Consider the following 22,736-nt stretch of genomic DNA (forward strand, 5'->3'; position numbering starts at 1 on the left):
GTGCGACGCTACGGCAACCGGGTGACCTAGTGGTGCGTCCACCCGTTCGGGCACTCGTGCGACTTGTAGTCGGGGAAGGGAGACGAGGGCGTGGAGTATCCGCCGCGGAACGAGCGTGGGGCGACGCGCCGCCCCGTGCCGCGGCAGGGCCGTCCCGCCGACGCGCGCTACGTCGGCCCGTCCCGCCGTCCGGCTCCCCCACCCGCCCGGGGTGACCGGCGCCCTCCGCCGTCCCCGCGCCGCCGTCCCGTGCCCCCGCCTCCGCCGTCCCGGCACCGCTACGGCGCGAAAGTCGCCGTCGCGGTGGTGTCGCTGCTGGTGATGAGCCTCACAGGCTACGCGTGGGCCGCGATGCAGGGTCTGGTGGACGGGCTCACCACGGCGGACGTGATCAGCGGCGACCAGCCCGCCGACGGCGCCCGCGACATCCTCCTGGTGGGCATGGACAGCCGGACCGACGCGCAGGGCAACCCGCTGTCCGAGCAGCTGCTCGCCGAGCTGCGGGCGGGGGTGTCCGACGGGGAGGAGAACACGGACACCCTGATCATGGTCCACATCCCCAACGACGGCAGCAAGGCCGTCGCGATCTCCCTGCCGCGTGACTCCTACGTCAGCATCCCCGGCTACGGCACCCACAAGATCAACTCGGCGTACGCGCGGGCCAAGGCGGCCGAGCGCAAGAAGCTGCAGGACTCCGGCGACACCGACGCCAAGGACGTCGAGGTCAAGAGCTCGCAGGCCGGGGCGAAGGAGCTGATCGCCACCGTCGAGCAGCTCACCGGCTCCTCGATCGACAACTACGCCTCGATCAACCTGCTCGGCTTCTCCGACATCACGAAGGCCATCGGCGGTGTCGACGTCTGCCTCAAGGACAACGTGAACGACCCGTACTCGGGCGCGAAGTTCACCAAGGGCAAGCACACGATCTCCGGCGTCGAGGCGCTCGAGTTCGTCCGCCAGCGGCACGGGCTGCCCCGCGGCGACCTCGACCGCGTGGTGCGCCAGCAGGTGTTCATGGCGGGCATGGCGCGCAAGGTGCTCTCCGCGGGCACGCTGACCGACCCCGGCAAGCTGAGCGACCTGACCGACGCGATCAAGAAGTCCGTCGTGCTCAACCAGGGCTGGGACATCCTCGGCTTCGCCCAGCAGATGAAGGGCCTCACCGGCGGGCAGCTGCAGTTCCAGACCATCCCGGTGGTCAACCCGGACTACGCGACGCCCGACGACGGCCAGGCCATCAAGGTGGACCCGAGCCAAGTGCGCCAGTTCGTGCAGGGGCTGACGGCGCCGCCGAGCAGCGCGGCCGCGAGCACCCCCGCGCCGGATCCGAACTCCACGACCACAGTGGACGTCCACAACGGAACCACCAAGGCCGGGCTCGCCGCGGGCGTTTCGCAGGCGCTGACCGGGCAGGGTTTCACGCAGGGCGAAGTGACCACAGCGGACGGCAAGGTCAAGGCCACCGCGATCCACTACCCCGCCGGCGCGCAGGCCGCCGCCCAGCGCGTCGCCGACGCCCTCGGCGTCAAGGCGTCGCTCCAGCAGGACACCGAGGTCAAGGCGGGGCATGTCCTCGTCGTGATCGGCAGCGACTACTCGGGGGCGACGTCCGCCCAGAACGTCCAGCAGGCCGCGGCCGCGCCGTCCACCACCGCCGCCGCGCCCGCCTCGGATACCGACGAACCGATCACTGCCGATGGCATCGTTTGCGTGAACTGAACTGATCCGTTCAGCCTCCTGTCGTTAGCCCGATCGGCCTAATCCCGAGATCAAGTTGAACGACTCGGCCGAACTCGCGTAAGAGCGAGCCCTTGAATGGCTTACATACGCGTGGACACCGCTGAAATTCGACCGGACATGCCGGCGCAGGGGTGCGGCGTAACGCAGGGCAGGGGACCAGGAGTGCACATCGACAGTGACCTCTACCAGCGAGTTCTGGGGGAGGAACTCAGGAAGCTGCGGCGACGGCGTGGCTGGACCCGGAAAGAGCTGAACCAGCACCTGCAGAGCGACATCTCGCTGCAGACGCTGGCGACCTACGAGCTGGGGACGCGGCAGTGCTCGGTGGTGCGGCTGGTCGAGCTGTGCCTCGCGATGGACGAGCTGCCCCAGGACCTGCTGGCCCGCGTGCACCGCCGCGTCTTCACCGACGAACCGGGCAAGGTGCGGCTCGACCTGCCGCACGTCGTCGCCGACCGCCGTCCGGAGCTGCTGCCCCTGCGGAGATGGGCGGAGGACCGGCTGCGCCAGCCGGGCGCGCCCCGCGAGGTGCAGCTGGACAAGCCCGCCATCGACCGGATGGCCGAGCTGTGCGGGCTCGCCAGCACCGAGCTGCTCGCGCTGCTGCACCAGGACGGGCTGGATCCCGGGGGCGGAGGCTGACGACTCCGCCCCGCGAAATCAGCAAGATGCGGATCGCCGGATGCTACTTGCCACCTGCGGTGCCGATTAGTTCGAAGTCCGCGGGGCGGACCTTGCGGGTGGCCAGCCAGTAGCGCCAGGTGAAGCCGGGCCAGAGGGTCCGGTTGACGCCCTGCGCGTCGAGGTACCAGCTCTTGCAGCCACCCTGCGTCCACACGCCCTTGGCGAGCTTGCGCTGCACGTGGGCGTTGAACCGGTCCTGGACCTCCGGCCGCGTGGTCAGCGCGGCCGCCTGGGAGCTCTCCACCAGCTCGATCGCCTCGGCGACGTAGTGCGCCTGCGACTCGACCATGAAGACCACCGAGTTGTGGCCGAGCCCGGTGTTGGGCCCGAGCAGGAAGAACAGGTTCGGGAAGCCGGCGACGGTGATGCCGAGGTGCGTGCGCATGCCCTCGGCGGCCCACCACTGCGCCAGGTTCCGGCCGCCCTCGCCGAGGATCTCCAGGTTCTCGAAGGCGTCGATCACGTGGAAGCCGGTGCCGAAGATGATGGCGTCGACCTCGTGCTCGCGGCCCGCGGTGTCGACGATGCTGTGCTCGCGCACCTCGGCCACGCCGTCGGTGACCACGTCGACGTTGTCCCGCGCGAGCGCCGGGTAGTAGTCGTTCGACAGGAGGACGCGCTTGCAGCCCATCACGTAGTCCGGCGTGAGCTTGCGACGCAGCTCCGGGTCGGCGATGTTGCGGTCGATGTGCCGCTTCGCGAGCTTGGAGGCGGCCTTCATCAGCGTGAGGTTGCCGTTGAAGCCCAGCGCGCGGGCTTCGAGCGACCAGTAGATCAGGTCGCGGTAGGCCGTCTGGAGCGCCGGCACCTTGCGGAACGCGGCGCGCGCCCACTCCGGCATCCTGTGGTCCGGCTTCGGCAGCACCCACGGCGGCGTCCGCTGGAAGAGCGTCAGCTGTGCGACCTCGGGCGCGATCGCCGGGACGAACTGGATCGCGCTGGCCCCGGTGCCCACCACCGCGACCCGCTTGCCGCGCAGGTCGTAGTCGTGGTTCCAGTCGGCGGAGTGGAACCGCTCGCCCTGGAACTTCTCGATGCCGGGCAGATCGGGGATCTGCGGCAGATGCAGGGCGCCCACCCCGTTCACGAGGTAGCGGCCGACGAACTCGTCACCGCCCCGCGTGGTGACGTGCCAGCGGTGCTCCCCGGCGTCCCAGCGCGCCCCGGTCATCTCCTGGCCGAACCGGATGTAGGAGTACAGGTCGTACTTCTTGGCGATGCCGCGCAGGTAGTCCCAGATCTCGGGTTGCGGGGAGAAGGTGCGCGTCCAGTCGGGGTTCTGCTCGAAGGAGTAGGAGTACATGTGCGACTGGACGTCGCAGGCGCAGCCCGGGTACGTGTTGTCGCGCCATGTGCCCCCGACCTCGGTGGCCTTCTCCAGGATCACGAAGTCCCGGCGGCCCTTCTTCAGCAGCTCGACGGCCATGCCGAGCCCGGAGAACCCGGTGCCGACGATGACCACGCCCGCTTCGGTGCGTTCGCCCATCCGTCTTCCTCGCTCTTCCCTGTTTGACTGTTACCGCGAGTCCACCTTACTTGAAGTAGGTTACCTGCGGTAGAGTGAACGGGGTGAGTACCCGCAAACGAATGCCCCGCGCCGAGCGTGAGCGACAGATGATCGAGGTCGCCGAGTCGGTGTTCGCGGAGCGCGGGTACGTGGCGGCGTCGATGGACGAGATCGCCGAGCGGGTCGGCGTGTCGAAACCGATGCTGTACGAGTACTTCCACTCCAAGGAAGGGCTGCTGCTGGCCTGCATCGCCGAGGCGCGGGCGGAGCTGCGGAAGGTCACCGAGGAGTCGGTCGCGCACGCCACGTCGGCGGAGGACGCGCTGCGGCGCGGACTGCTGGCGTTCTTCGTCTACATCCGCGAGCACCAGCAGGCGTGGTCGCTGCTGCGGCACGAGATGGTGCTGATCGGCACGTCGGCGTCCGACGAGATCGAGGCCACCCGGCGCCAGCAGACCGACCTCATCGCCAAGCTGATGGCCGGCTTCTTCGACGCGGGGTCCCCCCTGCGGGTGGAAGCGGCGGCGGAAATCGTCGTCGGTGCGTGCGAACGGCTAGCCATTTGGTGTGAGCAGCACGCTGAGGTGACACCTGAACGGGCTACTGACTACGCGATGGCGCTGCTCTGGACCGGTCTTCGCGAACGCGCATTGTGAGCACCTCTGCCACGTTCGTGCAGATGCACGTGCATTAGCTGACCCTATCGTCACGCAGAGCACATCTCGCCCCCTTGCTTGTGACGGAGCGTCGTGTTGAGGTATCGATAGAGGGTCAGCAAAAGTTCAGCGAACGGCGGATTAAATTACGCCCGATCGGGGTAGCCCCGCTCGGCGTCACGACCCGGTGGTGTCCGGCTCCCCTTCGGGAACCAGACAGCCGGTGCAGGGGTGGGAGGACTGATGGCGGAACCGATCACGGCGGTCTACGTCCAGGACGACGAGGACTGGACGATCACCGTCGAGGGGTACGGCAAGAAGCTGACCGGGCGGGCGCCCGGCATCATCGCGGCGCGGGACAGCGTGGACCAGCTCGTGGAGTCGCTGGGGCCGGACGCCAAGGGCGCCACGGTGGTGCACCTGCTGAACGGCAGCGCACTGGAGTTCACGGCGACGTACATGAAGGCGCGGCTGGCGCGGCCGGAGCCGGCTCCACTGGAGGTGCCAGCTTCGGAGGCGGTGTCTTCGGAGGCGGCGCCCGCTGAGGTGCCGGCGCAGCAGTCGGAGGAGCAGGCGAAGCCGCAGAACAAGGCATCGCGCCGCCCGAAGGCCAAGCTGACGGCCGACATCGGGGACGCACTGGAGAAGAAGGCCCCGGCCAAGGCCGCCGCAGCGCACGGCTGAGCCGTCAGGAGCTCTGGTTCGCGGCGGAGGAGGGCCGCCGCGGGCCGGAAGGCCACGCGGCTGGGCCGGTTGAGTGAGTGCCGGAAGCCCGGGCGAGTCGGAACCCGCCCGGGCGCGGCGTGTCAGCGGAAGAGCTTGCGCACCAGCAGGGCCGCGACGAGCACAGCGGCGCCGATGAGCGGGAACTTCACCTTCGGGTCCTCGAGCTTCGCGAGCACGCTCGTCTTGGCGGTGTCCGCCAGCCGCTTCGGGCTGGCCTTCTCGCCGAGCTGGTCCAGCGTCGTGGCCAGCGCGGCGCGCGCCTGCTCGATCTCACGCTCGATGGTGTCGGGGTCGCGTGCCACCTGTCCTCCTCAAACCTCGGCAGGGCACCACCGTAGATCACGGCTCCACCCGCGTCGTACCGGCCACGCCGGAAGCCCCCGATCCCGGAGGCTAGGCTGGGCCGCGCCGGGCCCGTAGCCCAATTGGCAGAGGCACACGGTTTAGGTCCGTGCCAGTGTGGGTTCGAGTCCCACCGGGCCCACCCGGCTTCACGGCATCGAGCGCGTCGGGGAGAGGTCGAAGCGGCCGAACACCCAGGTTCCCGGGGACTTCGGGTCGTCGCCCGCCCAGAACTGGGTCCACAGGCGCCGGAACTCGTCGCGGGAGATGTGGCCGTCGGCGTCGAGGTCCAGCAACGGGAAGACCTCGTCGGTGTCGGTCTCCCGGCCGGTCCACGCCTCGATCAGCTGGCGGTACTCGCCGCGGGAGATGCGGTCGTCGGCGTTCTCGTCGATGGCCTCGAACATGGAGTCGGCGGTAGCGGTCACGGCGTCGGTCATCGCGGGCAGCTGGTCGACCACCGCGAGCACGTCGTCCAGCGTGACGCGGTCGCGGTCTCGGGCGGCGGAGCTGAGCGAGTCCCACCAGCCGAGCATGATCGTCCGAAGGCGCACGTACTGCTCCGAGCCGGGCGCGACACCCCGCAGAGCCGTCCACCGGGCCGCGAGTGCCTCGAAGTCGCGCTCGACGAGGAACCCCCGGTCCTCGGAGTCCATCGCGTCGAACACGCCGGTGATCTTGCGCCGCTGGAACTCGCTGGCCATCGCTGCATCCCCTCGTCGGATCCGATGTGGACGCAGTTCAGCATCGTCCTGTTCGGACCCACTGGCGATAGGAAACCCGGGTCGAACGGTCCCGGCAGTCAGGTGACACCGAAGGTCACCGCCGGTGGGTGATTCGGCCTGGTGCTCTTGCCTGTCACCGGACCGGCTCAGGGGCGGTGGTACATCCGGGTGTTTCTCACAGGGGCGGCAGGACATCGACGACCTCTGCCACCTCCTCGAGGAGGGCGTCGTTCGGCCGACCCCTCCCCGGTTCCGTTTCGGCGATGACGACGAGCGAGCCGTCGCTGCGCGAGTGGTAGTGGTGGCCGGTGAACTTGATGCCGCCGAGGCCCAGGACCTCCGTTCCGAAGGGCGTGACGTCCCCCGAACCGTACGTGTCCTCGAGCCGCTTGAGCTGGTCGGCCGAAGCGCCTGACGGCATCCGGACCCACATCACGGTGCCGACGATGACGTTGCCCCCTGCGTCGCTCACCGCGAACAGCTGCTGCTCCAGGTCGTCACAGGGATGCGTGACGAAGAACTGCTGCACCTGCCCGAACGACTGGACAGCACACCGCAACCGGTGCCGGAGATCCTTCTTGAGCTCCTTCAGGCCCAGCCTCCGCCAGGCCTCCGCTTCGTCGCCGTCCTTCGCCGACTGACGGGCACGGGCGGTTCGAGCCTCGGTCGCGCCGCCGCTGTCGGTCGCGGCATCCAGCCCGGCGCCCACCGACGAGACCACGTCACCGCTGCTGGCGAACGCCACGACTCCCGCCAGAAGACCCGCTGTCAGCACGCCTCCGGCGCCCTTGGTCCACCTTCCGCTGGAATCTCTGGGCTGGTTCTTGTAAGACACTCATCACTCTCCCGGGTCGCGCTGGCGTCCAGACACTCGTCCCAGGAGGGAGTTCCGCTTCAGTTTTCCGTGAGAACCACCCGGATGTCGCAGCTCGCGCTACCCCACCGGCGGGGTGCCGTGCGTGTGGAAGGACTCGATGGTCTTCAGGCCCCACGCCTGGCCCTTCGAGCGCTCCGCCTGGGTCCACGTGATCGGCTTCCAGTCGGGGGCCAGGATGAGGCGCGCCACCGGGTTGCAGAGCTCGATGCGGTTCCCGCCGGGCTCGTACACGTACAGGAAGAACGTCTGCTGGATCGCGTGCTTGTGCGGGCCCGTCTCGATGAAGACGTCGTTCTCCAGGAAGATGTCCGCCGCGCGGAGGATGTCCTCCCGCGTGTCCGTCGCGAAGGCGATGTGGTGCAGGCGCCCGTTGCTGCCCGTCCAGTCCTCTGTGTACACCAGGTCGTAGGACTTGTTCCCGAAGTGCAGCCACTGCGCGGCGATCCTGCCCTCGTCCAGCCGGATCTGCTCGGTGACCTCACCGCCGAGCAGGTCGCGCACGAAGTCGCCGTTCGGTTCCGTCTGCGCGGCCAGGAAGTTCACGTGGTCGAGCCGGCGGACGCACACCCCGCGCCCGGGGTACGCCTGCGCCTGGTTCTTCAGCGCCGGCCGCAGCTCCTCCGGCGGCTCGTACCACTCGCTTTCCCAGTACAGCTCGAACTCGTGCCCGTCCGGGTCCGTCGCGAGGTACGTCGGCCCGATGCCCGCGTCCCCGTCGATCCAGCCGATGCCCCGGCCCGCGGCGTCCAGCGCCTTCACCCGGCGGTCGAGCGCCTCCTGGCTCGACGCCCGCAGCGCCGTGCGCCGGATGCCGGACGTCGAGTGCGCCGTCAGCTTCAGGCTGTGGTGCTCGTAGTCGTCCCAGGTGCGCAGGTACACCGAGTCGCCGTCCCGGCCGTTCTCGGTCAACCCCATGATCTCCGTGAAGAACCACAGGCTCTTCTCCGGCTCCGGGGTGAGCAGCTCGACGTGACCGACGTGAGCGATGTCGTGCAACGGTGCCATCGACAATCTCCTGACTAGCGGGGAAAAACGGTGCCCTCGAACAACTTCCGGGCCGTGCGCACCACACCGGAGCGGCGCACGCGGGTGCCGTCCAGCTCGACCTCCACCTCCAGGTGGCCGGTCGGGTGCTCGATGTCGAGCCGGTTGCCGGTGATGTGCGCGAGGTCGTGGCCGACCGCACCCTCCATCATCACGGCCGTGCCCACCGTCACCGCGCCCAGCACGCCGATCGACGTGTGCACCTCCAGCGGGATGAACGTGCGGGTGCAGATGGTGCCGCCGTCGCGGGGAGCAGCCACCAGCGTGGTCTTCGGCACCGACGCCTCGCTGACGTCGCCGAGGCCCATCAGCTTTCCGGCCTGCAAGCGCAGGGACTGGACGCGCTCACGCAGACCGGCCAGCTCCGCCACGCTTTCGTAACCCGTGACACCGAAATCCTTCGCGTACGCGACCACGACGGGCATTCCGTTGTCGACGCACGTGACCTCGATCCCGTCGATCTCGTCGCGCACGTTCCCGGTGGGCAGCAGGCTACCGGTCGCCGAACCCTCGGTGTCGGCGAAGTCAAGGGTGATCGCCGCGGCGGTGCCGGGCACACCCGAGATCGCGGTGTCCCCGTCGTAGCGGACCACGCCACCCGGCGTCGGAAACGTCGCCACCGCAACGGAATCCGAGTTGACCATGTGAATCCGCACGGACGTTTTCTCGTTCCCGGGCCGCACCAGCCCGCGCTCGACGGCGAAGGGGCCGACCCCGGCGAGCAGGTTGCCGCAGTTCTGCCGGTCGGAAACCGTGGGCTCCTCGACCCCCAGTTGCAGGAACAGGTAGTCCACATCGGACTTCCCGTCCGCCGCCGGGGAGACCACGGCCACTTTGCTCGTCAGCGGGTGCGCGCCGCCGATGCCGTCGATCTGGCGCGGGTCCGGGCTGCCCATGATGCGCAGCAGCAGGTCGTCCCGCTCGGCGCGGTCGGCGGGCAGGTCGTCGGCCAGGAAGTACGCACCCTTGGAGGTGCCGCCGCGCATCAGCAGGCACGGAACGCCGGTCACAGCCCGTACTCCTCGGCGGTCACGTACTCCACGCCGAGCTCGGCGAGCTTCGCGCGCAGGCCGTAGCGGTCGAGTCCCAGCTCGCCCTCACGGAACGCCGCGCGGGTCTTCTCCTCTTTTTCCACGCGCGCCTGCGAAGCGTCGAGCGCGCGGTCGACGTCCTGCCTCGGGACGACCACGACACCGTCGTCGTCGGCGAGGACCGCGTCGCCCGGCTTGACCAGCTGGCCGCCGATGGTGATCGGCACGTTCACCGCGCCCGCGGTCGCCTTCACCGTGCCCTGCGCGCTCACCGCGCGGGACCAGACGGGGAAGTTCATCTCGTGCAGCTCGGCGACGTCGCGGACGCCGGCCTCGGTGACCAGCCCGCGCACGCCGCGCTCCTGCAGCGCGGTGGCGAACAGCTCGCCGAACATGCCGTCGGTGGACGGGGAGGTCGTGGTGACCACGAGCAGGTCACCGGGACGGCACTGCTCCACGGCGGCGTGGATCATCAGGTTGTCGCCCGGCCAGGACAGCACCGTGACGGCCGTGCCGCCGACCCGCGAGCCGAGGTGCACGGGCCGCAGCTGCGGGCCGAGGAACCCGACGCGCCCCAGCGCCTCGTGCACGGTGGCCACGCCGTACTCGGCGAGCTTGTCGACCTTCTCGATCTCCGCGCGCGGCACGTCCGTGACGACGACGTTCCTCATGGCAGGACATCTCCCTACTGACTCGGCTTCTCGTCCGACAGTAGGAGCCCGGAGACCAGATTGTCAACAATTTTGGTAACAAGACGCGAAGTGGCTGGTGGACGCGACTTTTGTCCTGCCTACTCCAGTGGAACGCCGTCGACAGTCGTCAAACAGGCAAGTCCGACAGTTCGATTGTCGACAAGCCAGTCTGAGGATTGTCAACAACGGAACTGCGCACCCGCCTCATGTCAGCGGTTCGGTGTTCGGTCAAGACCGAACACCGAACAGGACCCTCCTACGGTCGCCGCCCGGTGAACGCCAGCAGGTGGTCGCTCGCGCCGGCGAACGGGGGTACCGGCACCGCCGGCGCGAAGCGGCCCGGCCGGTCCGCCTCGGGGAGCAGCAGGGGAGCCACCGCGAGCAGGTCCTCCGCCAGTGGCTCCGGCAGCGGGCGCGGCGAACCACACGCCTGCGCCACGTCCCAGCCGTGCACGGCGACCTCGAACGCGCCCGCCGTGGTGAGGATGCCCGACGTCAGCAAGGCTCCCCCGACGTCGACTCTGTCCGGCGCCTCCGCGGCGGTCCACGCGGCGAGCAGACCGGTGGCGCGAGCCCGCAGGCCGAGGACCGGATCGCCCGCGACCTCGGGCACGTCGAGAGTGACGTGCCCGAGGTCGGCGGCTTCGTGCAGAGCGAGCAGCGAGTCGTCGAGGTGCGCGAGCAGCTGCGCCAGCGTCCAGCCCGCGCAGGGGGTGGGACGCGACAGGTGCGCGGCGGAGACGAGCCGGAGGTTGCCGAGCGTGTAGCCGACCGCGCGTTCGAGCAGGTCGAGGCCGCCGAGCAGCGCCGCACACTCGTCGGTCATCGCGGGAGGACCTCCGGCAGGCCGAACTTCGCGAACAGGTCGGTGTCGAAGAAGGAGGCGACGTGTGTGACACCGGATTCCGACAGCGTGAGCACGGGCAGGTTGAACGGGCGGTAGACCTCCCCGTCCCGGAGGTAGAGACCGAAGGCGGGCTGGCCGTTCGCCGACGTCGGGATGAGCCGCATGTCGCCGGGGCCCTTCGCCGGGCACTGGAGGTCGATGAGCCTGCCGATGTTCTCGGCGCCCTGGTACCAGCCGGTGAACGGCGGCATCTCCCAGACCGCGTCCTTCGTGAACAGCTCGACGATCGCGGCGATGTCCTTGCGCTCGAACGCGCTCACGTACCGGTCCAGCAGCTCGCGCTGCGCCGCGTCGCTGGGCTCGACCACCTCGTCCTGCTGCGGGGTGACCTCGTCGAGCTGGGCGCGGGCGCGCTGGAGGATGCTGTTGACGGCGGTGGTCGTGGTGTCCAGCACCTCGGCCACCTCGGCGGCGCGCCACTGCAGCACGTCCCGCAGCACCAGCACCGCGCGCTGACGAGGCGGCAGGTGCTGCAGCGCGGCGATCAACGCCAGCCGGATGCTCTCGCGGGACGCCACGATCGCCGCCGGATCCGCCTGTTCGCTGTTGACCAGCGCGTCGGGCACGGGTTCGAGCCACGGCACCTCGGTCTGCTGCACCAGCTCGTCACCGGCGTCGGAGCCGGGCGCGCCGAGCCCCGTGGGCAGCGGGCGCTTGCCACGGCTTTCCAGCGCTGTCAGGCAAACGCGCGTGGCGATGCGGTAGAGCCACGTGCGCAGGGACGACCGGCCCTCGAACCGGTCGTAGGACTTCCAGGCGCGCAGGTAGGTCTCCTGCACCAGGTCCTCGGCGTCGTGCACCGAACCGAGCATGCGGTAACAGTGCGCGAGCAGCTCGCGTCTGAACGGATCTGCCTGACGAAGGAAGTCCTCGTCGGCCCGTCTTTCGGTCATCGTCATGGTCACCAGCATCGCCTCCACTCTCGCTGCCTGTACAGACCGGGCGAAGCGGAAAAACTCACCGCCGACCGGGTGGTGACTTTGCGTCACACGCCGAACCACGCGATCGGTGTCGTGGTGGGCTGCGGTGAACCGCCGGCGGGTTCGACCGTCATGGCGATCTGCTGGACCCCCTGCAACCCGTCGAACAGCAGCGGCGTGCCGCCGAAGAGCCCGATCGAGCGCGGAGTTCCACCGGCGATGGCCCAGGCCTGGTATGCCTTGCCCGGTGGTGTGGCGGGCATGCCGGTGGCCAGCAGCAGGCCGCGGTTCAGCCGCTGCGACACCATGACGCTGCCGTTCCGGGAGGGCACGGCACGCAGGTCCGGCGCCGACAGCAGTTCGGCGATCGCCGTCTGCTGCGCCTGGCTCTGGGCCAGCTCGCTGCGGGCGGTCGTGAGTTGGTCGGCGGTGCGGACCGCGAGGACCCCGAGCCCGGCGGCGACCGCGACGGCGACGGCCGCCGCCACCGCCATGAGCCTGGTTCCCCAGCGGCGCGAGGTCCGGCCGAGGGTGAGCGGTGGATCCTGGCGGGTTTCGGCGACCTGGGCCAGCACGCGGGATTTCAGGGCCGGTGGCGGGGGCTGCGACACCGCGAGCCCGAGACGGGCGGTGGTGGCACGCAGTTCGGCGACTTCCTGGGTGCAGGACGGGCACTCGGCAAGGTGCCGCTCGAACTGGCGCCGTTCCAGCTCGTCGAGCGCGTCCATGGCGTACGCGCCGGTCAGCAGGTGCACGTCGGGCGTGGTCATCGGGTCACCCCCAGGCAGTCCCGCAGGCGGATCAGCCCGTCCCGCAACCGTGTCTTGATCGTCCCGAGTGGACTGCCGAGCAGCTCGGCGACCTCGGGGTAGGTCTTACCGCCGTAGTAGGCCAGCACCACGGACTCGCGTTGCAGCTCGGTGAGGGTCGACAGGCAGCGGCGCACCTGCTCGCGTTCGAGCCGGGCGGTCACCGCCTCGGAGACCTCGTCGAACTCCCGTTCCGGCGCCATGGCCTTCTGCTCACGCTCCGCGCGAGCCTGCGCCGAGCGCACCCGGTCCACGCCACGGCGGTGCGCCAGCGTCAGCGCCCAGTTCAGCACGCTGCCCCGTGCGGGGTCGAACCGCGGCGCGGTGCGCCACAGCTCCACGAGGACCTCCTGCGTGACCTCCTCCGACTGCGCCACGTCCCGCACGACCCGCCGCACAACCCCGTACACCGGCCCCGCCACGACCTCGTACAGCTGCTCGAACGCGGCCTCACTCCCCCGGGCGACCCGGGTGAGCAGCTCCTCCGGACTGGGCCCACCAGGGCCCGGTGACGCGAGCACCCGCACCGAGTCGTCCATCCGCCCATCCTCTCCCACGTCGACAGAGGTTGTTCGCCACCGAAGGCGGGGCGGATTGGTCGGGTTCGGAAGTGTTCAGCCCCCGGCCAGGCGCAGCCTCCGGTGGGCCGCCATTCGGACGGGGGCGTTCGCCGCGCCGTAGCCGGCGTAGTTCCCGATTCGCTGCACCACCTCGAAGAACACCCGCGAACCCAGCACGCGCGTGTAGAAGTGCAGGAACTCCCCGCCCTCGTCGCGGTCGTACAGCACCGAGTACTTCCGCAGCGCGGCCAGCAGCTCCGGCGGCGGCGCGAGCCTCGCGTCGAGGTCGTCGTAGTAGTTGTCCGGGATCCGCAGCAGCGGCGCGCCCCGTTCGTGCATCTGCCTCGCGCTCGCCAGCACGTCCTCGCTCGTGAACGCGAGGTGCTGCGGCTCCGGCACCCCCGGCGCCCACCCGCCGCGCCGCAGCAGGGCCACGTTGAGCGAGATCCGCACGTCCCTCGCCGCGTTGCTCACCGCCCGGCTGCGCACGAGCCCGAACGGCGCCGCGAACTCCGTCGGCAGCTCCGGCTGCAGCCCCAGCACCGACCGGTAGAACAACGCCGCCTCGTCGAAGTTGTCGAACGGCTGCGTCAGCGACACGTGGTCGGTGCCGGTGATCCCCGCCCCCGCGTCCTCCGGTGCACCCGTCGCCGGGAAGTCCTCCAGCCAGCCGTTGCCGCAGAAGAACACCGCCGTGCCGTCCGGCGCGGCAACGCCGGGCAGGCTCACGTCGGTCAGCGCGGGCGAGTGCAGCGCCGCCGCCCGTGCTTGCGACGCCGCCGGGTCCGCGCTCTCCACCGCCAGCGCGCTGATCTGCCCCGAACCCTCGTTCAGCAGCACCCGCGCCCCGCCCTGCCGCCACAGTTGCACGGGCTTCGTGCGGTGCTGGCCGGCGTGCGTGAAACCCATGGCGGACAACGCTTCCGCCAGTTCCGGCCCGGACACCTCCAGCTCGGTGAACGCGTGCCCGGTCAACGCCGGCGCGGGCGGCAGCCGGTCCTCCTCCAGCAACAGCACCGACCGCATCGCGTCCACCGCCGCCCGCCACGGGTCGGACTGGCGGAACACGTCGTTGAACACCTCCAGCGACAGCGGCCCGGCGTACCCGGTGGACAGCACGTGCCCGAGAAACGTCGTGAGGTCGAACGCGCCCTGCCCTGGGAACAGCCGGTGGTGCCTGCTCCACTGCAGCACGTCCATGTGCAGCCGCGGCGCGTCGGCCAGCTGCAGGAAGAAGATCTTCTCCCCCGGGATCGTGCGGATGGCGGCCAGATCCGTGCCTCGCGAGAGGACGTGGAAGCTGTCGAGGCACACGCCGAGCGCCGGGTGGTCGCCGCGGCGGACGATGCGCCACGAGTGGTCGTAGGTGTCGACGAACCGACCCCACGCCAGCGCCTCGTACGCGATCCGCAGCCCCCGCGCGCCCGCCCGTTCGGCCAGCAGCCGCAGCTGCTCGGCCGCGAGGTCGTCGTCGTCCACCGCGTCCGGCGACACCGACGAGCACACCAGCATCGTGTCCGCGCCCAGCTGCTCCATCACGTCGAACTTGCGCTCGGCGCGGCGGAGGTTGGCCGCGAGCACGTCCGGCGGCACCGCCTCGAAGTCCCGGAACGGCTGGTAGAGGTCGACGGACAGGCCGAGGTCCGCGCACCGGCGGCCGATCTCGGCCGGCGAGTGCGGTGACACGACGAGGTCGTTCTCGAAGATCTCGACCCCGTCGAAACCGGCCGCCGCGGCCGCCGCGAGCTTGTCCTCCAGCGTGCCGGACAGGCAGACCGTCGCGATGCTCCTGCGCATTGCGCCTCCCGGGGGTGGGTCATAACGTGCGCTCATGTCAGTGACCCCTGATCGACAGCGCGACGCGGACCGCACCCGCGCCGAGATCCTCGACGTGGCGACCCGTGAGTTCGCCGACCAGGGCTTCGCGGGTGCGCGGGTGAACGAGATCGCCGCGAAGACCCGCACCACGAAGCGGATGATCTACTACTACTTCGGCAGCAAGGAGGGGCTCTACGTCGCGGCGCTGGAGCGCGCGTACTCCGTCATCCGCGCGCAGGAGCAGGAGCTCGACGTCGAGCACCTCGACCCGGCCGAGGCGCTGCGGCAGCTGGCCGCGCTGACCTTCGACCATCACGAGTCCCACCCGGACTTCGTGAAGCTGGTCAGCATCGAGAACGTGCACCGCGCCGAGCACCTGGCGAAGTCGACCGTGCTGCCGGGCCTCGCGACGCCGGCGCTCGACGTGCTGAAGCGGATCCTCGCGCGCGGCCGCAAGGACGGCCGGTTCCGCGACGACGTGGACGCGCTCGACGTACACATGCTGATCAGTTCCTTCTGCATCTTCCGCACCGCCAACCGGCACACCTTCAACGCGATCTTCGACCGCGACCTGCTCGACCCCACGCGCCGCGAGCACTACCGGAAGATGCTCGGCGAGGTGGTGCTCGAGTACGTAACTCACCGTCCGGTACATTAGCTCGCGCTCGGGGCACCCGCAACGGCCGCGGCAGGGGTGTTTGCCGGGTTTGATGTTCGTTCGCAGTTCAGTCCACGGGCAGGCCAAACAGCGCTTCGGCGTTGCGGTGGGCGATCCGGTCGCGGTCGTCGGCGTCGAGCGGGAGGTCGTCGAGGAACTGCCGCGCCTCGGTCATCGACTGGTAGGGGTAGTCGGCGGAGAACATGATCCGCTCGACGCCGACCTGGGCCCGCAGCATGGCGAAGTTGGGCTCGAAGTTGAAGCCGCTGAACGTGTAGTGCACGTTCTGGCGCAGGTAGTCCACGACGCCCCGGTCGAGCCCGGTGCTCGGGGACATCGCGGAACCGCCGAACACCCGCTCCAGCCTCGGCAGCATGAACGGCAGCCCCTCGCCCATGTGCCCGATGACCACCTGCAGCCGCGGGTACCGGTCGAACACGCCCGCCAGCACCAGCCGGAGCACGTGGGTCGCGGTCTCGATGTGCCAGCCCCAGCCGGGCGCCGCGAGCGCGGCGGACACCGCGTCCGGGAAGTTCCCGGTGTAGCTCGCCTCGATCACCGGCCGCGGGGGCGGCGTCGGGTGCAGGTAGAGCGGGACGCCCAGCCGTTCGGCGCGGGCGAGCACAGGCCAGAAGTGTTCGTCGTCGAGGTACCGCCCGTTGATGTGGCCGTTGATCATCGCGCCCACGAAGCCGTGCGTCTCGACCATCCGGGACAGTTCGTCCGCCGCTGCCGCCGGGTCGGCGACGGGGAGCGCCGCGAATCCGGCGAGCCGGCCGGGATGGCGGCGCACGGCGTCAGCAAGGTGATCGTTGACCGTGCGCGCCCAGTGCCGCGCGTCGGCCGCGTCGAGCTGTTCGGTGCCCGGCGCGGTCAGCGACAGGACCTGGACGTCGATCCCGGCCGCGTCCATCTCGCCGATTCGCAACTCGTCGAGGTCGCACAGGCGGTTCGTGAGCTCGTCCTGCCCGACGGCGTGCCTGCCGGGCCCTTCGAGGAAGGGGCGGGTGGCGAAGTGTTCCTCAAGTGTGATCGTCCGCATGTCAACAATCATGGCCTCTGCGGATCGGACAAGCCGGTTGTCAACGATCCGACAAGGTGAGGTCGATGCAGTCCTCGGGCACGCCGAGCGATTTGTGCAGAATGCCGCGCAGCACGGGCTCCGGCGCGAGGCAGTCCGCGCACGCGTCCGGGTCGGCCACCGAGATCCGGACGTCCACCCGGCCTTCGCGTTCGGTGACGTCGAGCGCGTACCCGTCGGCCGCGAGCGTGTCCCGCATCGCCGCCAGGCCGTTCTGGTCGATCATGCCCGTCCTCCCACCGGGACCGGCTTTCCGCGCCAAGCCCCGAAAATCCGCACCACCATCGACATCGCGGCGTTGCGCGCGCCCGCCACCACGATCGGCACCTGATCCGGGCCCGACAGGAACCGCTCGAACACGTCGTCGTCGCCCGCGTCCTCGGCGGCGTGGCGGACCCGGTTGTCGGTCAGCCCGTTCTTGCCCGCGCGGCGGAGGTCCCCGCGCGTGCGGCCGACGTGATCGACGAGCCAGGACTTCACGTCCGCCTTGGTGAACCCCTCCTTGGCGAGCATCTGCGCGTGCTCCGGCCCCAGCACCAGCCCGCACGGCGCTTCGCGGAAGATCACCGCGCCGGTGCGCGCCATGGTGTCCGCGATGTCGGCAAGCACCTGTTCCGGATCCTGCGTGTGCCGATTGTCAACAAACTCACAAGTGCGAAGTAGGGTTGCCGACACGGCACTTGTCCGATTGTCGACTCCACACTCGACGGACAACGGCTCCCACGGACTCTCCTCCTCGTTCTCGGCCACGCAGATCGACCACCGGCCCGGCAGGCCCTGCGTCGCCTGCTCCAGCACGTGCGGCCGAATGCCGAAGACGTTGCGCACGATGAGCCCGATCGCTCGCGGCACTGTCGCGTTAGGCCGGAAGCCCGGGCCGAACACCCCGCCACTGCTGTTGAAACCCAGCCGTTCGCGCACCGGCCCGTTGACGACGATCAGCGGCGCCGGGCCGCTCGTGCTCTGCCACCCGCCGCCCGCCGCGGCGCGGTCGGCCATGATCGCCTCGAACGCGGCCAGCACCACGGGGAAGTACTCCGGCCGGCAGCCCGCCATCGCCGCGTTGATCGCCGCCAGCTCCACGGTGCACTCGCGCCCCAGCTGCGCGAGCGTCCCGATGACGTCCTCCGGCGCGCGCTCCGTCCGCGCGAGGAACCGGTCGACCAGCGGGCGTGAGGCGGGCACCACCGGCAGCCCGTCGGTCCAGTCCTGGTCGTAGCAGTACTCGATCGCCTCCTGCGCGGCGCCGGGATCGGTCATGACTCCGCCGTCAGGATCGCGACGACCTCCGGCAGGACCTCTTCGGCCCGCTTGCGCACCTCGTCCGGGGTGAGCACCGCGACCGGGTGCGCCGTCGTGGCGTAGTGGTAGCCCTTGGCGTTGCGCAGTTCGGCCATCGCGTCGGCGGTGACGACGAACGCGTCACTACAAATCACCGCGGCCGGCACGCCCCGGCGTTCCAGTGCGACGCCGTCGGCGACCGCCGACGCGCTGCACGAACCGCAGTCGCCGACCCCGGTGATCACCGCGTCGCACGTCTCCGCCAGCTCGGTCAGCTGCTCCTCGGGCAGCGGCAGGGCGAACGCGGTCTTGACGCTCGGCCGCACCGCCTCGACCCCGTGCCGCTCGCGCAGCAACCTGCCCAGTTCGTCGAGGAACAGCGCCGCGTTCTGCTTGGTGTTCGACAGCAGGCCGACGGTCGCGCCGGCCAGCCTCGCGCGCCGGGGCGTCAGGACGGCAGCACCTTCCGACACGGCGCGGCGCCCGCCCGTCGGATCGAGGATCGGAGTGGCCATGCACCCGATCGTGGGCCGTTCGCCGGGCGGGCGCCAAGGGCGTTTTCGCCTGACGGCAACAACTCGCCGCAGCGCCCGGCCGGGGATGCTGCGAAACTGAAAGTATGGCGAACGACCGCAACGTGCTGGGCGGGGAGCTGGAGGCGTGTGGCAGCGACCCCGTCACCGGGTTCTACCGCGAGGGCTCCTGCACCACCGGCCCCGACGACCTCGGCAACCACACGGTGTGCGCAGTCGTCACGAAGGAGTTCCTCGAGTACTCGCTCAAGGTCGGCAACGACCTGCTGACCCCGCGGCCGGAGTACGAGTTCCCCGGCCTGCAGGCGGGTGACCGCTGGTGCATCGTCGCGGCGCGCTGGCAGGAGGCGTACGAGGCGGGCGTCGCCCCGCCCGTGGTGCTCGCGGCGACGCACGAGCGCGCGCTGGAGGTCGTGGACCTGGAGGCGTTGCGCGAGCACGCGGCCGACGTGCCCGCCGACCCTAGTTCGCTGCTCTGACCCGGAACCGGGTGAACCAGATCGCCGCGCCGGTGAACGCGATCGACCCGATCACGGCGACCACGTCGAAGGCCAGGTTGTGGCGGCTGGCGAAGTCAGGTTCGAGCAGGCCACCGGGCGTGTCGAGCACCTCGACGGTGGTGCCGGCGCGCTGCCGGTCGGTGGAGTCGGTGCGGATGGTGAAGGTGCCGCCGCGCGGGCAGCTGAGGGTGTGCACGAAGCCGTAGTGCTGGTAGCGGGAGCGGGTGTCCACCTCCTCACGCTGGATCACCTGGCAGGACTCGGCTAACCCGAACGTGTGTAAGGCAAGACCTCGGCCGCCTACGGTGAGTGCGGCGAACAGGAGCGCCCCGGACACCAGCGCGAGGATCAGCGCCCACCACGGGCCGCCCGCGAACCGCGTCGTGCCGAGGGCGAACGCGGCCACTCCGGCGATGCCGATGACCAGGGCGACGATGCTGCTGTGCGGGGGCAGCACGAACAGCACGGCCGCCACCACCACGCCCGCGATCCCGGCGGGGGCGGCCACCCGTCCAGTGCGGATTCCGAGTCTTCGGGCGAGATCACCCGCCGGAGTGCCTGTCATCGCGTAACTCTAGCCAGCGAACGGGCCCTTGTATTGTGACGCGCGTGCACGAAGCCGGCTACTACGAGCTGCTCGGGGTGGACAGGACCGCCTCCGTGGCCGAGATCAAGTCGGCGTACCGCGCGAAGGCCCGCGCGAGCCACCCCGACGCGGGCGGTTCGCCCGACGAGTTCCACCGGCTCCGCCTCGCCTATGAAACGCTGAGCGACCCGCACCGCCGCGCGGAGTACGACCGGGGCGCCGCGCCCGTGCCCATCCGTGTACGGCGGCGGCCACGCAGCTTCGGCGAGGACCCGTCGTTCGTCGCGACCGTGCCACGGCTCGATCCGGAGACCTTGCCGTGGTGGCACCGCGTCGCTCCGGCGTGCCCGGCGACGCCGGAGCGCCCGGGGCACGCGCCCGCCGCGATCCTGCTGTGCTGGCTGTTGCTCGTGGTGCTGCCGTTGCTGGCCGGGCCGCTGCTGGTGACCATCTGGCTGCTGCTGGCGACGGCCGTCGCGATCTGGCTCGTGCGGCGGCACCTGCTGTTGAAGCAGGCGCGGGAGCGGTTCGCCGCCGAGTTCGGCCGGACGGTGGTGTTCGGCCGCCCCGGCGGCGACGCCGACCAGTGGGGTGAGCGGCTGACGGCGGAACTGCTGGAGCGCTATCTGACGCGGTTGCCGTCCGTGCGCGTCTTCCACGGCCTCGCCTGGCCAGGTTCGGTGTTCGCCGACATCGACCACGCCGTCCTCGCCGGGCGGCGGCTGGTGCTGGTGGAGTCGAAGACTTGGCTGCCCGGCTACTACGCGGCCGACGAGGACGGCACCCTGTGGCGCGACGACCGCCTCTTCCGCGGCGGCGCGACCCGCCTGCCCGAGGCGATCGAGGCGTACCGCGAGCTGCTGCCGGGCGTGGAGATCCGCGGCGCGCTGGTGGTGTACCCCAGCCGCGCCGGGGAGATCACGACGGAGGAGGACTTCGACCTGCCCGCGCCGCCGATGACGCCGGAACAGTTCGTGACCGAGATCGGCGGCTGGCTGGCCGCACAGCCGTCCATTGTGGACATCGAAGTGCTGCGCCTGGTGCGCGGGCAAGTGGTGAGCTAGTGCGCATCCTGGTAGTGGAGGACGAGAAGCGCCTCGCCGCGGCGCTGAAGGCTGGGCTAACGGCGGAGGGGTACGCCGTCGACGTGGTGCACAACGGACGCGACGCGCTGTGGTTCGTCTCGGAGCACCGGTACGCGGCGATGATCCTGGACATCATGCTTCCCGGCCTGAACGGGTACCGCGTTTGCGCCCAGCTGCGCGCTTCGGGCGACGACACGCCGGTGCTGATGCTGACCGCGAAGGACGGCGAGCACGACGAGATCGAGGCACTGGACACCGGCGCGGACGACTTCCTGGCGAAACCGTTCTCGTACCCGGTACTGCTGTCGAGGCTGCGGGCACTGATCCGACGGGGCGGTTCGAGCGAAGCGAGCGTACTGACGCTCGGGCCGGTGCACCTCGATCTCAGTGCCCGCCGCTGTTCCCGCGACGGCGTGGAAGTGCCGCTCACCAGCAAGGAGTTCGCGTTGCTGGCCTACCTGCTGCGCCGCCCCGGCACGGTGGTGAGCAAGGCGGAGCTGCTGGAGAACCTGTGGGACTTCGCTTCGACCGCGACGGCGAACGTCGTCGAGGTCCACGTGAGCGCGCTGCGCCGGAAGCTCGGCCTGGAGCTGATCCGGACCGTCCGCGGCGCCGGTTACCTCGCCGATGCTTAGGTCCACCCGCACGCGGGTCGCCGCACTGGCGACCGTGGCCGCGCTGCTCGCACTGGGCGGAGGCGGGCTCTGGTTCGTGCGAACGCTTTCGGAGCGCTTCGAGGCGGGCGCGACGCAGCTGGCCTCGGCCGAGGCACAGTCCATCACACGCCTGCTGGACGACGGCACCGCGCCAGCGGACGTGACCTCGGTCCTGCGCGGCAGCGGCGTGCCCCTCTTCGAGATCGTGGACCACACGGGCCGTGTCGCCAGCTGCCCGGAGCTGGACCCCACCGCACCGCCCTTTCTGGCGGGCAGGACGACCCTCACCCTCGACGGGCCGGTGACGGGCAGCCGGATCAGCTGGCAGCGCTGCAACAGCGGCTTCGACGGCTACATCGACGGACCGATCCGAACAGCTGTCGTGCGCGGCGGAACGTCCGACTACGCCGTGTACGTGGCCGCTCGCATCGACCCCTACGACCAATTGCCGGCGATCCGGTCGCAAGTGCTGGTGGCGGTGCCCGTGGTGGCACTCGCGATCGGCATCGTGGCCTGGCTGGCGGTGCGCCGCTCGCTGCGCCCGGTGGAACGGATCCGGAGCGGGCTCGCGGAGATCAGCGCGCACGACCTGACCCGACGCGTGCCGGTACCGGCCACAAGGGATGAACTCGCCGCGCTCGCCACCACGACCAACGAGACGCTGACGCGCCTGCGGTCGGCGGTGGAACGACAGAGGCGGTTCACCGCCGACGCCTCGCACGAGCTGCGCACCCCGCTCGCGTCGCTGCGCACCCAGCTCGAGGTCCTGCTCGCCTATCCGGACCGGATCGACTGGCAGGAGGCGGTGACCGGCGCGGTGGCCGACGTGGGCCGGCTACAGGAACTGGTTGCGGATCTGCTGACGCTGGCTCGCCTCGAAGGCGGCGGCGCGGACCGCCAGGAGCGGGTACCGATGGCCGAAGTCGTGAGCGGCTGTCTGGCCGGCCGCGACGTGGCAGCACGGCTGATGGCTGCCGTCGTACGCGGGCACCGGGGACAGCTGGCGCGAGTGGTACGGAACCTCCTCGACAACGCCGAACGACACGCGCGATCCACTGTCACCGTCTCGTTGACGGTCACGGACGAGTGCGTGCTGGAGGTCTCCGACGACGGTCCAGGTGTGCCCACGGCCGAGCGCGAGCGCGTCTTCGACCCGTTCGTCCGGCTCGACGAGGACCGGGACCGGGAGGACGGCGGCAGCGGTCTGGGGCTGGCGATCGTCTCGGAGATCATCACGGCGCACGGCGGGACGGTTTCCGTGCTGGACAACGAACCCGGGGCCCGTTTCGTCGTGCGCCTGCCGCTCGCCTGACTGAAG

At 70.4% G+C, this 22,736-nt stretch carries 26 protein-coding genes and 1 tRNA gene; 10 read left to right on the plus strand and 17 right to left on the minus strand.

Annotated features, from left to right (window positions below; all coding sequences use genetic code 11):
* Positions 1 to 90 precede the first annotated feature (90 nt).
* Together FHX82_RS07250 and FHX82_RS07255 are read left to right on the plus strand one after the other, a co-directional pair.
* Complete coding sequence (locus FHX82_RS07250) at positions 91 to 1,719, plus strand: LCP family protein (protein ID WP_444541919.1); 1,629 nt, start codon at positions 91 to 93, stop codon at positions 1,717 to 1,719.
* Between the two features lie 183 nt (positions 1,720 to 1,902).
* Positions 1,903 to 2,382 (plus strand): helix-turn-helix domain-containing protein, encoded by a 480-nt coding sequence (locus FHX82_RS07255; RefSeq protein ID WP_145937656.1) that lies wholly within the window; start codon positions 1,903 to 1,905, stop codon positions 2,380 to 2,382.
* A gap of 43 nt (positions 2,383 to 2,425) precedes the next feature.
* Here FHX82_RS07255 and FHX82_RS07260 read toward each other — a convergent pair whose 3' ends face one another.
* Positions 2,426 to 3,910 carry a flavin-containing monooxygenase gene (locus FHX82_RS07260; RefSeq protein WP_145937657.1) on the minus strand — a complete coding sequence of 495 codons (1,485 nt, stop codon included), beginning with the start codon at positions 3,908 to 3,910 and terminating at the stop codon, positions 2,426 to 2,428.
* A 101-nt stretch (positions 3,911 to 4,011) separates the two neighbouring features.
* Here FHX82_RS07260 and FHX82_RS07265 point away from each other — a divergent pair, with 101 nt between their 5' ends.
* Complete coding sequence (locus FHX82_RS07265; protein ID WP_145937702.1) at positions 4,012 to 4,587, plus strand: TetR/AcrR family transcriptional regulator; 576 nt, start codon at positions 4,012 to 4,014, stop codon at positions 4,585 to 4,587.
* Positions 4,588 to 4,830: 243 nt separating this feature from the next.
* Positions 4,831 to 5,271: a hypothetical protein gene (locus tag FHX82_RS07270; RefSeq protein ID WP_145937658.1), complete on the plus strand. Its 441-nt coding sequence runs from the start codon at positions 4,831 to 4,833 to the stop codon at positions 5,269 to 5,271.
* 122 nt (positions 5,272 to 5,393) lie between these two features.
* Here the strand turns inward: FHX82_RS07270 and FHX82_RS07275 are convergent, their stop codons facing one another.
* Positions 5,394 to 5,615 carry a DUF3618 domain-containing protein gene (locus tag FHX82_RS07275; protein ID WP_145937659.1) on the minus strand — a complete coding sequence of 74 codons (222 nt, stop codon included), beginning with the start codon at positions 5,613 to 5,615 and terminating at the stop codon, positions 5,394 to 5,396.
* Between the two features lie 108 nt (positions 5,616 to 5,723).
* Between FHX82_RS07275 and FHX82_RS07280 the strand changes: the two genes are divergently transcribed.
* Positions 5,724 to 5,797, plus strand: a tRNA-Leu gene (locus tag FHX82_RS07280).
* A 7-nt stretch (positions 5,798 to 5,804) separates the two neighbouring features.
* On the opposite strand, the gene FHX82_RS07285 is transcribed toward FHX82_RS07280, so the two are convergent.
* The 10 genes from FHX82_RS07285 to FHX82_RS07330 form a co-directional block, all read right to left on the minus strand.
* On the minus strand, positions 5,805 to 6,359 hold the full coding sequence (locus FHX82_RS07285; RefSeq protein ID WP_145937660.1) for an EF-hand domain-containing protein: 555 nt from the start codon (positions 6,357 to 6,359) through the stop codon (positions 5,805 to 5,807).
* A gap of 196 nt (positions 6,360 to 6,555) precedes the next feature.
* The gene (locus tag FHX82_RS07290) at positions 6,556 to 7,089 is read right to left on the minus strand and encodes a hypothetical protein (RefSeq protein ID WP_229880502.1); all 534 of its coding nucleotides are present in this window, start codon (positions 7,087 to 7,089) and stop codon (positions 6,556 to 6,558) included.
* A 225-nt stretch (positions 7,090 to 7,314) separates the two neighbouring features.
* Complete coding sequence (locus FHX82_RS07295; RefSeq protein ID WP_145937662.1) at positions 7,315 to 8,262, minus strand: catechol 2,3-dioxygenase; 948 nt, start codon at positions 8,260 to 8,262, stop codon at positions 7,315 to 7,317.
* 14 nt (positions 8,263 to 8,276) lie between these two features.
* Positions 8,277 to 9,311, minus strand: a complete 1,035-nt coding sequence (locus FHX82_RS07300; RefSeq protein ID WP_229880499.1) for a 4-oxalomesaconate tautomerase — start codon at positions 9,309 to 9,311, stop codon at positions 8,277 to 8,279.
* Complete coding sequence (locus tag FHX82_RS07305; RefSeq protein WP_145937663.1) at positions 9,308 to 10,003, minus strand: 4-carboxy-4-hydroxy-2-oxoadipate aldolase/oxaloacetate decarboxylase; 696 nt, start codon at positions 10,001 to 10,003, stop codon at positions 9,308 to 9,310. The genes FHX82_RS07300 and FHX82_RS07305 overlap by 4 nt, the downstream gene beginning before the upstream one ends.
* Before the next feature lie 277 nt (positions 10,004 to 10,280).
* A complete protein-coding gene (locus FHX82_RS07310) occupies positions 10,281 to 10,850 on the minus strand; it encodes a TIGR03086 family metal-binding protein (protein ID WP_145937664.1) in 570 nt (189 codons plus the stop codon).
* Positions 10,847 to 11,830, minus strand: a complete 984-nt coding sequence (locus FHX82_RS07315) for a sigma-70 family RNA polymerase sigma factor (RefSeq protein ID WP_221215349.1) — start codon at positions 11,828 to 11,830, stop codon at positions 10,847 to 10,849. The genes FHX82_RS07310 and FHX82_RS07315 overlap by 4 nt, the downstream gene beginning before the upstream one ends.
* 86 nt (positions 11,831 to 11,916) lie before the next feature.
* Positions 11,917 to 12,621: an anti-sigma factor gene (locus FHX82_RS07320; RefSeq protein WP_145937665.1), complete on the minus strand. Its 705-nt coding sequence runs from the start codon at positions 12,619 to 12,621 to the stop codon at positions 11,917 to 11,919.
* Positions 12,618 to 13,199, minus strand: a complete 582-nt coding sequence (sigK, locus tag FHX82_RS07325; RefSeq protein WP_145937666.1) for an ECF RNA polymerase sigma factor SigK — start codon at positions 13,197 to 13,199, stop codon at positions 12,618 to 12,620. Before sigK ends, FHX82_RS07320 begins: the two co-directional genes overlap by 4 nt.
* A gap of 75 nt (positions 13,200 to 13,274) precedes the next feature.
* Positions 13,275 to 15,017, minus strand: coding sequence for a bifunctional sugar phosphate isomerase/epimerase/4-hydroxyphenylpyruvate dioxygenase family protein (locus FHX82_RS07330; RefSeq protein ID WP_145937667.1), 1,743 nt, complete (start codon positions 15,015 to 15,017; stop codon positions 13,275 to 13,277).
* A 34-nt stretch (positions 15,018 to 15,051) separates the two neighbouring features.
* On the opposite strand from FHX82_RS07330, the gene FHX82_RS07335 reads away from it, so the two are divergent.
* Positions 15,052 to 15,696: a TetR/AcrR family transcriptional regulator gene (locus FHX82_RS07335; protein WP_145937668.1), complete on the plus strand. Its 645-nt coding sequence runs from the start codon at positions 15,052 to 15,054 to the stop codon at positions 15,694 to 15,696.
* 67 nt (positions 15,697 to 15,763) lie between these two features.
* On the opposite strand, the gene FHX82_RS07340 is transcribed toward FHX82_RS07335, so the two are convergent.
* From FHX82_RS07340 to FHX82_RS07355, 4 genes are read right to left on the minus strand one after another with little or no spacing between them, the layout of a single operon-like run.
* The gene (locus FHX82_RS07340) at positions 15,764 to 16,738 is read right to left on the minus strand and encodes an amidohydrolase family protein (protein WP_145937669.1); all 975 of its coding nucleotides are present in this window, start codon (positions 16,736 to 16,738) and stop codon (positions 15,764 to 15,766) included.
* Between the two features lie 40 nt (positions 16,739 to 16,778).
* The gene (locus tag FHX82_RS07345; protein WP_145937670.1) at positions 16,779 to 17,003 is read right to left on the minus strand and encodes an ADP-ribosylation factor GTPase-activating family protein; all 225 of its coding nucleotides are present in this window, start codon (positions 17,001 to 17,003) and stop codon (positions 16,779 to 16,781) included.
* Positions 17,000 to 18,037 (minus strand): hypothetical protein, encoded by a 1,038-nt coding sequence (locus tag FHX82_RS07350; RefSeq protein WP_145937671.1) that lies wholly within the window; start codon positions 18,035 to 18,037, stop codon positions 17,000 to 17,002. The genes FHX82_RS07345 and FHX82_RS07350 overlap by 4 nt, the downstream gene beginning before the upstream one ends.
* A complete protein-coding gene (locus FHX82_RS07355; protein ID WP_145937672.1) occupies positions 18,034 to 18,573 on the minus strand; it encodes a UGSC family (seleno)protein in 540 nt (179 codons plus the stop codon). The genes FHX82_RS07350 and FHX82_RS07355 overlap by 4 nt, the downstream gene beginning before the upstream one ends.
* A 104-nt stretch (positions 18,574 to 18,677) precedes the next feature.
* Between FHX82_RS07355 and FHX82_RS07360 the strand changes: the two genes are divergently transcribed.
* On the plus strand, positions 18,678 to 19,070 hold the full coding sequence (locus FHX82_RS07360; protein WP_145937673.1) for a DUF2237 family protein: 393 nt from the start codon (positions 18,678 to 18,680) through the stop codon (positions 19,068 to 19,070).
* Here FHX82_RS07360 and FHX82_RS07365 read toward each other — a convergent pair.
* Positions 19,054 to 19,656, minus strand: coding sequence for a hypothetical protein (locus tag FHX82_RS07365; protein WP_145937674.1), 603 nt, complete (start codon positions 19,654 to 19,656; stop codon positions 19,054 to 19,056). The two genes, FHX82_RS07360 and FHX82_RS07365, sit on opposite strands and share 17 nt — an antisense overlap.
* Before the next feature lie 44 nt (positions 19,657 to 19,700).
* On the opposite strand from FHX82_RS07365, the gene FHX82_RS07370 reads away from it, so the two are divergent.
* The 3 genes from FHX82_RS07370 to FHX82_RS07380 are packed head-to-tail and all read left to right on the plus strand — an operon-like array spanning position 19,701 to position 22,730.
* Positions 19,701 to 20,741, plus strand: coding sequence for a J domain-containing protein (locus FHX82_RS07370; protein ID WP_145937675.1), 1,041 nt, complete (start codon positions 19,701 to 19,703; stop codon positions 20,739 to 20,741).
* Positions 20,741 to 21,397 (plus strand): response regulator transcription factor, encoded by a 657-nt coding sequence (locus FHX82_RS07375; RefSeq protein WP_145937676.1) that lies wholly within the window; start codon positions 20,741 to 20,743, stop codon positions 21,395 to 21,397. The genes FHX82_RS07370 and FHX82_RS07375 overlap by 1 nt, the downstream gene beginning before the upstream one ends.
* Complete coding sequence (locus FHX82_RS07380; RefSeq protein WP_145937677.1) at positions 21,390 to 22,730, plus strand: sensor histidine kinase; 1,341 nt, start codon at positions 21,390 to 21,392, stop codon at positions 22,728 to 22,730. The genes FHX82_RS07375 and FHX82_RS07380 overlap by 8 nt, the downstream gene beginning before the upstream one ends.
* Positions 22,731 to 22,736: the final 6 nt, after the last annotated feature.

The organism is Amycolatopsis bartoniae, assembly GCF_014191255.1.
In the GTDB taxonomy this organism is placed as follows: Bacteria; Actinomycetota; Actinomycetes; order Mycobacteriales; family Pseudonocardiaceae; genus Amycolatopsis_E; species Amycolatopsis_E bartoniae.

What these genes read in the sequence shown, in the direction of transcription:
- FHX82_RS07260 (WP_145937657.1), bottom strand. Translation starts at nt 3,910, where the DNA reads ATGGGCGAACGCACCGAAGCGGGCGTGGTCATCGTCGGCACCGGGTTC.
- FHX82_RS07265 (WP_145937702.1), top strand. Translation starts at nt 4,012, where the DNA reads ATGCCCCGCGCCGAGCGTGAGCGACAGATGATCGAGGTCGCCGAGTCG.
- FHX82_RS07270 (WP_145937658.1), top strand. Translation starts at nt 4,831, where the DNA reads ATGGCGGAACCGATCACGGCGGTCTACGTCCAGGACGACGAGGACTGG.
- FHX82_RS07285 (WP_145937660.1), bottom strand. Translation starts at nt 6,359, where the DNA reads ATGGCCAGCGAGTTCCAGCGGCGCAAGATCACCGGCGTGTTCGACGCG.
- FHX82_RS07295 (WP_145937662.1), bottom strand. Translation starts at nt 8,262, where the DNA reads ATGGCACCGTTGCACGACATCGCTCACGTCGGTCACGTCGAGCTGCTC.
- FHX82_RS07305 (WP_145937663.1), bottom strand. Translation starts at nt 10,003, where the DNA reads ATGAGGAACGTCGTCGTCACGGACGTGCCGCGCGCGGAGATCGAGAAG.
- FHX82_RS07310 (WP_145937664.1), bottom strand. Translation starts at nt 10,850, where the DNA reads ATGACCGACGAGTGTGCGGCGCTGCTCGGCGGCCTCGACCTGCTCGAA.
- FHX82_RS07315 (WP_221215349.1), bottom strand. Translation starts at nt 11,830, where the DNA reads ATGACGATGACCGAAAGACGGGCCGACGAGGACTTCCTTCGTCAGGCA.
- FHX82_RS07320 (WP_145937665.1), bottom strand. Translation starts at nt 12,621, where the DNA reads ATGACCACGCCCGACGTGCACCTGCTGACCGGCGCGTACGCCATGGAC.
- sigK (WP_145937666.1), bottom strand. Translation starts at nt 13,199, where the DNA reads ATGGACGACTCGGTGCGGGTGCTCGCGTCACCGGGCCCTGGTGGGCCC.
- FHX82_RS07330 (WP_145937667.1), bottom strand. Translation starts at nt 15,017, where the DNA reads ATGCGCAGGAGCATCGCGACGGTCTGCCTGTCCGGCACGCTGGAGGAC.
- FHX82_RS07335 (WP_145937668.1), top strand. Translation starts at nt 15,052, where the DNA reads ATGTCAGTGACCCCTGATCGACAGCGCGACGCGGACCGCACCCGCGCC.
- FHX82_RS07340 (WP_145937669.1), bottom strand. Translation starts at nt 16,738, where the DNA reads ATGCGGACGATCACACTTGAGGAACACTTCGCCACCCGCCCCTTCCTC.
- FHX82_RS07345 (WP_145937670.1), bottom strand. Translation starts at nt 17,003, where the DNA reads ATGATCGACCAGAACGGCCTGGCGGCGATGCGGGACACGCTCGCGGCC.
- FHX82_RS07350 (WP_145937671.1), bottom strand. Translation starts at nt 18,037, where the DNA reads ATGACCGATCCCGGCGCCGCGCAGGAGGCGATCGAGTACTGCTACGAC.
- FHX82_RS07355 (WP_145937672.1), bottom strand. Translation starts at nt 18,573, where the DNA reads ATGGCCACTCCGATCCTCGATCCGACGGGCGGGCGCCGCGCCGTGTCG.
- FHX82_RS07360 (WP_145937673.1), top strand. Translation starts at nt 18,678, where the DNA reads ATGGCGAACGACCGCAACGTGCTGGGCGGGGAGCTGGAGGCGTGTGGC.
- FHX82_RS07365 (WP_145937674.1), bottom strand. Translation starts at nt 19,656, where the DNA reads ATGACAGGCACTCCGGCGGGTGATCTCGCCCGAAGACTCGGAATCCGC.
- FHX82_RS07380 (WP_145937677.1), top strand. Translation starts at nt 21,390, where the DNA reads ATGCTTAGGTCCACCCGCACGCGGGTCGCCGCACTGGCGACCGTGGCC.